This window comes from Nocardia aegles, assembly GCF_052545135.1.
Map to the genome: position 1 here is coordinate 1 of NZ_JBQWRI010000025.1, position 10,320 is coordinate 10,320.

At 60.6% G+C, this 10,320-nt stretch carries 9 protein-coding genes; 5 read left to right on the top strand and 4 right to left on the bottom strand.

Annotated features, from left to right (window positions below; all coding sequences use genetic code 11):
* Positions 1-540 precede the first annotated feature (540 nt).
* Entirely contained in the window at positions 541-2,067 is a 1,527-nt protein-coding gene (locus ACT89H_RS29175; RefSeq protein ID WP_445111883.1) for a ParB N-terminal domain-containing protein, read from the bottom strand.
* A gap of 9 nt (positions 2,068-2,076) precedes the next feature.
* The gene (locus ACT89H_RS29180) at positions 2,077-2,538 is read right to left on the bottom strand and encodes a PDDEXK family nuclease (protein WP_445111884.1); all 462 of its coding nucleotides are present in this window, start codon (positions 2,536-2,538) and stop codon (positions 2,077-2,079) included.
* A 446-nt stretch (positions 2,539-2,984) separates the two neighbouring features.
* Between ACT89H_RS29180 and ACT89H_RS29185 the strand changes: the two genes are divergently transcribed.
* The gene (locus tag ACT89H_RS29185; protein ID WP_445111885.1) at positions 2,985-4,073 is read left to right on the top strand and encodes a restriction endonuclease; all 1,089 of its coding nucleotides are present in this window, start codon (positions 2,985-2,987) and stop codon (positions 4,071-4,073) included.
* Between the two features lie 7 nt (positions 4,074-4,080).
* On the opposite strand, the gene ACT89H_RS29190 is transcribed toward ACT89H_RS29185, so the two are convergent.
* Together ACT89H_RS29190 and ACT89H_RS29195 are read right to left on the bottom strand one after the other, a co-directional pair.
* Positions 4,081-5,268 carry a deazapurine DNA modification protein DpdA family protein gene (locus tag ACT89H_RS29190; RefSeq protein ID WP_445111886.1) on the bottom strand — a complete coding sequence of 396 codons (1,188 nt, stop codon included), beginning with the start codon at positions 5,266-5,268 and terminating at the stop codon, positions 4,081-4,083.
* The gene (locus ACT89H_RS29195; RefSeq protein WP_445111887.1) at positions 5,265-5,660 is read right to left on the bottom strand and encodes a hypothetical protein; all 396 of its coding nucleotides are present in this window, start codon (positions 5,658-5,660) and stop codon (positions 5,265-5,267) included. The genes ACT89H_RS29190 and ACT89H_RS29195 overlap by 4 nt, the downstream gene beginning before the upstream one ends.
* A 946-nt stretch (positions 5,661-6,606) precedes the next feature.
* Between ACT89H_RS29195 and ACT89H_RS29200 the strand changes: the two genes are divergently transcribed.
* The 4 genes from ACT89H_RS29200 to ACT89H_RS29215 all read left to right on the top strand — a co-directional run bounded on the left by ACT89H_RS29200 (position 6,607) and on the right by ACT89H_RS29215 (position 10,026).
* Entirely contained in the window at positions 6,607-7,542 is a 936-nt protein-coding gene (locus tag ACT89H_RS29200) for a hypothetical protein (RefSeq protein WP_445111888.1), read from the top strand.
* A gap of 361 nt (positions 7,543-7,903) precedes the next feature.
* On the top strand, positions 7,904-8,626 hold the full coding sequence (locus ACT89H_RS29205; RefSeq protein ID WP_445111889.1) for a restriction endonuclease: 723 nt from the start codon (positions 7,904-7,906) through the stop codon (positions 8,624-8,626).
* Positions 8,627-8,648: 22 nt separating this feature from the next.
* On the top strand, positions 8,649-8,942 hold the full coding sequence (locus tag ACT89H_RS29210; RefSeq protein ID WP_445111891.1) for a transposase: 294 nt from the start codon (positions 8,649-8,651) through the stop codon (positions 8,940-8,942).
* A 112-nt stretch (positions 8,943-9,054) separates the two neighbouring features.
* Entirely contained in the window at positions 9,055-10,026 is a 972-nt protein-coding gene (locus tag ACT89H_RS29215; RefSeq protein WP_445111890.1) for a hypothetical protein, read from the top strand.
* Positions 10,027-10,320 lie beyond the last annotated feature (294 nt).

Here is a 10,320-nt window from a genome sequence, read left to right on the forward strand (position 1 = left end):
ATCAAACACTGTCGGCGCTGTGCATACCTGCAAAGAACCTGCATGTCAGGGTGCATTTCACCATAATCTATTGGTGTTAAAACCCTCACCAAGGGGCCGCCGAGACGACTCCGACATCCTCACCGTATCGCCAACAACGCAGCGCTGCCGCCATCAGAACGGAGATGGCTGACTTCGCCAACCGAGAAGTGCGGGCACGACGAGAACCGTACCCGGCCTGGTCTCCCAACCCGAGTACCACAACAACCCAGTCTCTGCCGGGATGACTGGCTGTGGCCCCGTACATGGAATCCGATCGTCACGGGTGAGCATCGCCCGATTGTTCTAGTTACCGGAGCGCCTGCAGTACAACAGTCTCGTCATCCCACGATCTTTTCAACGGAGGCTCCTGGGTGCATCGCTTCCCATGCCCAGCGCAGGCGATCCCCTTCACCTAAGGCGTTCATCGCCACGCGGGCCGGTGTGGTCCCCGACCCGTCCCTTTGCTTTCGATAGTGGCTAGTCCTCGATCGTCCGACATCGTTGTTCGGGAGTCGGTCGCTACCGCAGATCGGGTTCCGCGTCGATGGTGTTTGTGAGATCTGTCCAGTGGTTACCTTCGATCTTGCGCACCACGTCGTTGATCACTGATGCGGTGTTCTGCGCCTTTGCTTCGACGACTTCCATGGTCCCACCCTTGCCGTCCTGGATCGTGCGGACCTTTGGCCCGCCGGTCTGCGCGTCGACAGCTGCGCCGGTGATGTTGATCCAGTGTTTGCGGTGGCGGTACCAATCGATTTGACGGAGACGGTCGGCGAATTCCTCCATCGTGAGATTTGGCGATTTGGGCTCAACTTGCCGCGTAGCTTCCAGATAGGACTGGTGAGCTTCCTCGGCGGTGGTGTGATCGTCCTTGCCGCTCACACTCGGACCGATCGGCGCTGACAGAGGACCGAGGACATCGATCCGAACGTCGTGATAGACGATCGCGAGTGCCTTCAACGCGAACGGCCATCCGTGAACGTAGAGGCGTCGATAGGGCTCGGCGCCCTTCGGGGTCTGCTCAACCCAATCGGTACCGAACAGCTGCTCCAACAGCAGTAGGAACTCGCGGCAGTGTGGCAGGAAGTAGTTCACATGGAAGTTCTTGATGTAGTGAGGCTTTGCGTTGCCACGTGAGATGACGTTGAGCAGCATCTGATCCATCGTCGAGAGTTCGACGATGGTCTTGGTCGCCGTCACGGTGGCACCACCGGTGCGCCCATCGCCAAGGCGGTCTTCGAAGATCGTTCCTGCGATCGCCCTCTCACGCAACTGCGCGAGTCCGGAAGAGGTATCCATCAGTGCGACAAGGTTTTTATTTTTCTTGGAGCCTCGACCGTTACGGTCTGCGAAGCTCTGCTTTGCGCCAAGACTGTCGACGTTGAGTTCGATCTCCAGGGTCGTGCCGAAACTGTCGCGCGCTTTGGACTTATCGGCCACGCCGGTTGCAAAGGCCTGGAACAGGGCTGCAGTTTGGGTTTGGCCATCGGCCTGGAGGACAGGGCTTTTCGGCAGGAACAGCCAACCGTAGAGCACTCTTGGGTTGCTTTCGTCGAGCGCGACGAAGATGGTATCTGTGAAGACGCTTCGTGGCTGCCAACCGCTGACAGTCGGCAGGTAGGCTGCCCTGTCTCCACGGATTGCTTCGACGACATAGTTCTTAAAGAAGGCCAGATTGTCTCGTTTGGCCCCCTTGAAGTCTTGCTGTGTCTGCCTGTGGGCATCTCTCATCTCAACCGCGTCGAAGTCTTCCAGATGTTCGACCGACGGGTCGTAACGCACGATCTCGACGAACTGGCGCAGGGTGGGATGCATCGTGGCGGAGATCCGGTAGTCGGTCTCAGCACCCTTGAGCGCCAAAGTCACCCCGCGTATCATGTGGCGCTTTTCGAGTTCGTGTTGGAAATCGTAGCGGTTGCCGTCATAGGCGCGCCGGGCGGCTTCGTCGGACTGGTAGCGGACGATCTTCAATCCCTTGAACAGAGGATCTGACGGAATGTCTTCGTGGGGAATGAGTTTGGTCTGCGGGATCATCGGCATGGACACGTAGGACTCCTAGTTGTCGGATGGCGGGGCCAGGGGGTGGTGCGGGATGAGCAGCGCCGGCGTGGAAGGCAGCGGCACGCTCTGTGGGACGAATCCCGCGGCTCGAAGCTTTGGTGGGATCGTGACTAGCTCAAGGCCAAGGTTCAGATTCTCCACGGCATTGACGATTTCGGATTGAAAGTCGAATGCCGCGAGAACACCCTTGACTGGACGCTGCAGCTGCGAATCAGCGCGCTCTTGAGCCCAGTACGCCAGGGCTTGACCCAGTCCACGATAGTCGGCGACGATCTTGAACTCCCATACGCGCACGATGTCGCTGCGGTCGACGGTTCGCATGTCGGCACGGATCTTGTTGCCGCGGAATGTGTGTTCGGTGTTGAGCAACCTCTCATCTGGACGGAACTCGGACAATCGTTGCGCGTAGGCATCTCGGATGGCACACTCTCGCGCAATGTCGCCGAGAAGATGCATCGGTGAATCTCCCAATTTAACCCCCTTCTCTTGCAAGAGAGTACACGTATCTTGAAGATGGTCAATCGAATCTCCAAACCATACCCAGGAGTCTCACTCGCGCTGCCGCCGGAGGAGATCGGGTCCGAGCATCACCGCAGCGGGGGCGTACAGTGACCCACGCGCTCAACGGCCGGACGTCAATCGCAGTGTCGCCAACGGATCGATCTTGACGAAGGGCCACTATGTCGATTGGGTGCCGGCAGCCTGTTCCTCCCCTCGATGCTCCGACGGACGCGAGGCATACATGACCGCAAGTCAGGCTTACGGCAGCCGTTGAAGACTGTGCGCTTGGATCCGAATGGCGATCAAGACGTTCGCTTCTACACGGTGGACGGCTTGTCGGTGGTCTTCGGTAACGTCGCCGAAGTTGAACCAACCACGCTATAGGCCAGACGCAACTGCGGATGGCCATCTTCTCTTGGGACGACGCAATGAACGGTGAGACTAGCCTCGTGCCGTATCACGACATCGCGATCGTGAAGGGCCAGGAGCGCCCCGGCACAGAAGAAGACGATGACAGGGGTGATCTCGACTTCGGGGACACCATCTGGATCAACGGAGCCGAGACGCTTCGCAGGTCGATCCCAGAGTTCGCTGCACTGGACCGGTACGGCACGCTCGACGACTACGACCGGAAAACGCTCGCTGGGTTGCCTTTCGTGCAGACGATGTGCCCGTTCTGTAGGACGCAGTTACAGACCGATGAGTTCTATCATCCCGATCCTTTCCAGAGAACGCCCGAGGAGGTTGAGATCTGGGAGATCTACACCGTGGTAGACCGGCTCGACTTCTGCCCACGTTGTAGGTACTGGCGGATCAACAACCTTCAGAAAGACTGGGGTTACTACCGCGCAGACACCTGGGCCAATTGCAAGTTGACAACCGCGTCATCGAAGTTGCGCGAGTTCAACGATGTTGCTCCGGAGGGCACGCTGGAAGAGCTTTCACAGTGGTTCCGTCAGCATCCGCGCCTTTATCAGACCGTCTCGCCAACCTACTTGGAAAAGCTTGTCGCACGGGTATTTCGCGAGCTCGACACCTATGTTGAGGTCAGGCATGTGGGTCGTCCCGACGACGGCGGGGTGGATGTCTTGCTGGTCGAGGACGACACACGTACCTGGTGCGTGCAAGTGAAACGTCGAGAGAAGGCTTCTAGCTCCGAGCCGGTGTCTACTGTTCGGAATCTGTTGGGGGCCTTGGTACTCAATAAATCGACTCTGGGGGTCGTGGTATCGACCGCAGATCACTTCACAACGCGCGCGCGACAGGCGATCGAAGGGGCAGCCGAGGTCGGCTATACGATCAGGCTGCACGACCGTGATGCCTTCGATGCGCTACTGGCGCGCGCGCTTCCTGAAAAGCCGTGGAGTGAGGTCGCTCGGACGATCGGGGTCAGTCAATCCGAATTCTTCAACCGGACCCTTGAAATGCATTCACATGTGGACGCTGAGTATGTCCGTCTGTATGATCCGAATCAATTGCGGCTCTGCTGATCCCGGTTCAGTCTCTCGCGATGGCGCCGAAATGCCCCTTGTCATCTTCGCGGTCTGCAAGTTCGGCGGCGGTGAGGTTGGCGATGATGTGATCTGCTGCGGCGCGGGTCGCCGGTTCGGCATCGACGCCCCATTTCTGCCGCAGCGCACGAAGTTGATCCACGAGCGGCCCGTGGTCGGGTCCAGCGAGGAGCTGCCCGACCCGGGCCGGGCTGAGGTCCATGAGGGTGGCGATCTGGCGGATGCTCATGCCGTCGCGGTGGGCCCATCGGATGCTGGTATCGCGTTCGAGGCGGGCGGCTTCGTCGCGGAATCCGGACAGCGCCAACCGGTGTGAAGCGCGGGTGGTTCTGTCCAGTTTTCTGGACACCGATCGCCGGGAAGGCTTCTGGCAGATCGGGGTTCGGGTGGCGTGCCCGGCCAGCGAAGCGAGCACCCTTTCTCGCCATTGGAAGGCCCAGCGCAGGCAGTTGGCGCAATTGATGTGTCCGGTGCAGCCGGGCAGCAGGATCTTCTCCTCGCGGGCGGTGACCGACCAGGCGGTGCTGTCCGAAGAGGCCAGCAGCGAGCCGTAGGCACCCAGCCCGGAAGTTTTGATCCCGAACCCGTGCAACCGGATCCCGGGAACGGCCTCGTGGATCGCTGTGATGATTTCGGCGGCCTCGCGGGTGTTTTGGCGGCGGCAGACGCTGCCGATCGCGACGATCGGTTCAGCGGCCAGGTCGATACCGGCCTTGTCGTAAAGGTCCAGGCATTGCTCGTAGTCGGCGCGCGTGAAGCCCTGCACGGTGGGGACAATCGGCAGATCCGGCGCCAGGGACCGCAGGTCGATCAGATTGCCCACGCTGCGGTGCAGGTGCTCGGTCACCGACAGTCCAGTTCCAGCGAAGATGGTCTTTCCGATCCGACCGCCGTGGATGATGATCGGTTCGCACATCCAATCCTGCGGCGCCGCCCAGGCCAGGTTCCCGATCTCGTCGCGGTAGCGGCACACCCGGTCCACGTACTGGCGTGGAGTGACCGAGTCCCAACTGCCGTGCTTCTGCAGTTGGGTGAATCCGCCGGAGTCCAAAGCCCATTCGCCGTGGGCGCGGGGGAAGGATTTGCGGTCACGCAGGCGGGTGTCGCTGATGAACAGTGGTTCGGTGGTGCGGGTGAGCCAACTCGGCTGGTGGGTGCCCAGGAAGAACTTCACCGCCCTGCTCTCCGATATCTGCGGGCCCCGATCATCGCGCTGGCAAGAGTGACGCCGTAAACCTTGCCCAGCAGCTGCCCGGGCAGTAGAGCCAGGGAACCGAAGGCGACGGACAGGAACAGGACCGAGTCCAACACGGCACCCGTAATCCCACCGAAGAACACCGCACGAGTCCAGCGGGGTGCGAGCCAGGTGAAGATGACGAAGTCGGTGACCTCGCTGACCGCGAACGCCACCGCCGACGCGGTAGCGACCGCGGGGCTGGCCACCAGGTAGGAGATCAGCGCCCCGATCGCCAACGTGGCCAGTGAGATCGGCTTGCCCCACAGGTACTGCACCCCGTCACGCAGGACTAGAGCGGGGCCGACGACGAACACTCCGGCTGGTGCCATCAGTCCGAATCCGACACTCACAATGCCGAACTGTTCGATCAGCCAGTTCGCCGCCACCACCGACCCGAGATACGCCGTAACCGCGGCAGTGGCCCATGTGGGTCGACCGGGTGGGATGAGGAGTTTCCGGAGTGGTGCCGGGGCGCGGGTTTCTGTCGCGAATTCCATCATGTCCCCTGCTAGAAGGTGGATAGCCACCTAAATCCTACCATTTCGCGCGGTGGATATCCACCTGTGGAATGATGGAGGAATGCCCAGTCAGCACAGGTTTCCGGCCGTGATCATCCGCCCGGATCCGGAGCTACATCACCGAGCGAAAGCAACTGTCGCCGAGGTCGACTCGGACCTGAACGCGTACGTGGTCGCGTTCCTACGCTGGTTGGTCCACGACACAGACGACCTGCCGCAACGACCCGACCGCTGAGACCAACCTCGTGCGGCAGCACAATTATGAGATCAAACACTCTCGGCACTGTGTGCTAACCAGCAAAGAACCCGCATGTCAGAGAGAATTTCTCCATAGTCTATTGGTGTGCACCCCCTTGCCACGTTGGCCTCGATGCAGACTACCTCAACATCCTCACCATACCGACGACGTAGTTCGAGGGACGGAGAAGCGGAGACGGACCGAGTCTTCAATTGCCGAATTTCGCTGTGCTTCACTCAAGAGCGCCCGGGCGGCGCGGAGCGTCGGCGCGTCGGCGGCGCACGGGCAACGCTCCGCTCCTGTCAGCATCATCGGCTATCCACTTTGGCGACGTGGTAGCACGGTGGCTATCGACGTTCGTCACTATTTCGTTCACCGAGCAGTGCTGGGCACGACGCCTGCCGTCCCCGACTTGCCTCCGCAGCTCGACCACGAATCCGCCGGAACCGTTCACGGAGCCCTGCCCTGGGCCGTCCCGGAGAGTCCAATCATGTCGGCATACGAGGATACCGTTGCCGTGTGCCGAAACGAACCAACGCGTTCCAAACACTTGTAGCGACAATCAGTGAGCATGTTCGCGGCGAAGCCATCGTCACCGAGTCGAAGATGCTCCAAGACCTCGACACCGGCGCTGAGCGAGAGGTAGACATCTGCATCGAGCACACCGTTGCGGGTCATTTGATCCGGATCTGTATCGAGTGTTCAAGCCACAAACGTATCCGAGATGTGTCGTGGGTTGACCAGATGCACGGCAAGCATCTGCGGCTTCCGACCAACCTGCTGGTACTAGCATCCGAGTCGGGATTCACTCCCGCTGCACTGGAGAAAGCCAAGGCATGCCGCATCGAGACCGCAGTTCCAGGCAGTCTTCCGCCCTCGTTCGGTACCGACATCGTTGGCAGGATCGACGTACTCGGCTTCGGCGCCATGGATCTCACGCCCGAGCGGATCAGAATCGGCGTGGAAGCTACTGCCGACCGACCCGATGAGGTCATTGTTGCACTGCAGGACAATGTGCTCTTCCTGGCTGATGGCGCACCGTTGGGATTCGCCCAGGGGTACGCCAACGAAGTCACTCGCCATCTCGACGTGACCGCATCCGACATGCTGCGTAACGCGCAAGGCAACGAGACCCACTTCTCGATTGTCGTTGAGCCCGTAGTGATCCCCAACCCTGAAACAGGGGAGAAGGCAGAGATGTTCCTCCAGAAGGAAGCGCCAACTGGGAACTACTTGCGACGAATCACCTTCATAGAAATCAGTGGCCCGGCCCGAGTACGGGTAGGCGAGATTCCACTGACGCACGGTGAATTCCAAGGCACCGGCTACTCGACCGGGGCAGCGACACTGAGCGACGGCCAACCGCTTCACGTGGTCGCAACTGAAACATCCCAGGGCGAACGACATCTGACGCTTCACTCCGGGCAACCCGGTCGACTCCTGAAGCAGCAGTGAGCATCCCTTCGCAACCTCCGGTCGCGGGGCCCTAATGCATGGCGGCCTGCATTGCGTTCCCGCGCCCCTCCAGCCTCCAGAGCGCCGAAGGCGTCCCTACGGGATGGGCTTCGCCCCCCTCTTGACCCCGGAGCCTCTACGAGAGAAGGGCGGACCTGAGGGGAGGCGCAGCCAGCCCGCCGTTCGGTACAGTCCACCACCTCCCAGGGCCAACCTTATGCCTCGCTCTGGCCTGGCGCGCTACGTCTCCTCCGAATTCCTACTCTGTTACCGAGCCACCCGCTCGGGGATCGCAAACCGACTCGTCGTCCCACCCAAGCGACTGACAGCAGCGCGATAATCGCTGTGTAATATATCGACAGTGACCGGATGGAAGAACTATGAAGATGAGACTGCCGAGTTCTATCGCTCCCTCGGTCTCGATACGCGCACTGGTGAGCAGTTGGTCGGCAGTCGCGGAACTCATAAAATTGATGTGACTGTTCGAGGCTTAAAAGCAGGAATACGATTCTTGTGGATTGTTGAGTGCAAGCATTGGCGGCGGCGCGTTTCAAAAGAAAAAGTCGCCGCACTCTCCGCTATCGCTCAAGACGTGGGCGCCGACAGGGGAATCCTCTTGAGTGAAAGTGGATTTCAATCAGGTGCGCCACGCATGGCGCAAAACTCGAATATTACCCTGACCAGCCTCAGCGAACTGCGCTTGGACACCGAATCCGAACGCAGGGAGTATCAGACATCGACCGTCAGGAAGCGGTGTGAGATTCTCCAAACGGAAGTCGATGCAATATGGTCAAATCCGGGCTGGCCGAGCGATGAGAAAGAATTCCACTTTAGCTGCCCTCGTAGTCAGCATTACTGGCATGCGCAGATTAATGTTATTGAGGAAAGCGCAAAGCAGGCAGTTGGCGGTTTCTGGCCTGTAAGGATCTACATCGTCGATTTCGACGGAGATGGACGGTCTGCTCAAGCTTGTGACTATCCGGGATTTATCGAACTTATAGACCATGCCCTCGGCGTCATGGAGGATAGCGTTTCTCGGTTGCGCGGAGAGCGTCCTCCATGCTGGTGCAAACCCGAACTGTAGGTTCCGTCGTCTAGCTTGAGTTCTGACCTCTGAGCCGCCCGTACCGGCCCCTCAGCGTAGCGCCTATGCGGCACTGGACCGGGAGCGGATCGGCATCGCACGGTTGCGGCGGACGCTGGTCTCGGTGCCGTTGCCGCGGGTCGCGGACGGCCGGCTGGCGGTGTACATCACCTCCTGGCTGCGGCCGGAAGCGCATACCTGCCTGCAACGGATCCTGTGTCATACCTACGGGCGCGCCAAGAATACGCACCAGATGATTCCCCGTCCGGCCTGCCACACCTGCATGCCCGGCTCCATACTCGCCACTGATGTATGACCTACCCGGCGGGGATGCTAGCGGTCTGGATCACCCATCGCGCCGGGAGGCATCTCGTGGTCGGCCCTCCGTTTCCGCAGCGGGTGTCGGCAACGGTCTCTACTCTGCCTCCATGACCAACGAACACGCGGAGGAGACCGCTCAGTTAGCCGCCGCGGTGAAGCCCGGATTTGCAGAGGTTTCCGATGCCGAGCAGGTCGTGCTGGCGCAGGTCAAGCACGGCGCTATAGCGAATATCAGGGATTGCGTTGTCGCGTTGTGCGAGCACTGGGGTGTTTCGACGTCCGACATTGACGAGCGCAACCTCCCCTTCGCTCTGTATGGGCCCGACAGATACGAGGGTCTGGCCGAAAGGACGCGAGTCCGGCAACTCCGCGCTACGGCGGCCGTCCGGACTGCAGTCAGCAGGCTGCTGGCGCAGGGATCACTCGTACCTATGGACGCGTGGCAAGATCAAGAAGACCTCCATCTCCCGGTAACTCTCGGCCACAACGGTCCCCACTTGAATACGGCATTGCATATACCCACCGACTGCAGACGGATGCCGGGTCGTTTCCGAATTACACCCGGCCTGGAAGCGATCGGAGACGTACCTCTGCTCCGGGCGGCGCAGTGGCAGAGCGAGATTGGACCGCTGCTCACTCCGCGGTCGGCCGAGGTCCTCGAAGAAGCCCTGACCGCACTTCGGCGGGGCCTCTACATGAGCGCGGTATCGCAGTTTGGCGCGGTCAACGAAGCAGCCTGGCACGTCGTTGCCCACAGCATAATCAACCGTGGTACACCACCCGCTCGAGTGCAGAGCCTCACGAACATTCTGCAGCACAGAGGGATTGCCGCGTTACAGAACGAGGTCCTGCAGCAACTTGAGGCAGACGGGGTCAAGACCTATGTCGCCGTCGACCTGCGCGCGTTCGCCACCTACCTGCGCGACTTGCGCAACTACGGAGTCCACCCGACCATTCTGGCGCAGCCAGCACCCGAACACGCATTCACCAGTTTGGGCTGTCTCTCAGTCGCGCAGCAAACGCACCACCACCTAGCTCAGCTCATCGACGCCGCCGCCGTGGCCGGTATTTCCTTATAACTACTCCATCACACGCCCTCGATCACGCACATGCCGCCGGGCCGGACCCTCTTCTTGTGGTTCCTCGTCTATCAACGCTTCGACCACCGGACACGCTGTGCTACACGGTATTCACCGACGACTTGCGCGCCCTGCACCGCGACCTACGCACATGAACCTCGTCCCTGCACTGAGCGCGCCCACCGCGCAGACACGCCACCTCCGGTGGCGCAGCTCTAAACGTCACCTTGCCGCCTGATGCGACCCCGCTCCCGACCCCTCCTGGACGGTCCCCGATGAGGCGACCACCCGGTG

What these genes read in the sequence shown, in the direction of transcription:
- ACT89H_RS29180 (WP_445111884.1), bottom strand. Translation starts at nt 2,538, where the DNA reads ATGCATCTTCTCGGCGACATTGCGCGAGAGTGTGCCATCCGAGATGCC.
- ACT89H_RS29185 (WP_445111885.1), top strand. Translation starts at nt 2,985, where the DNA reads ATGGCCATCTTCTCTTGGGACGACGCAATGAACGGTGAGACTAGCCTC.
- ACT89H_RS29195 (WP_445111887.1), bottom strand. Translation starts at nt 5,660, where the DNA reads ATGGCACCAGCCGGAGTGTTCGTCGTCGGCCCCGCTCTAGTCCTGCGT.
- ACT89H_RS29215 (WP_445111890.1), top strand. Translation starts at nt 9,055, where the DNA reads ATGACCAACGAACACGCGGAGGAGACCGCTCAGTTAGCCGCCGCGGTG.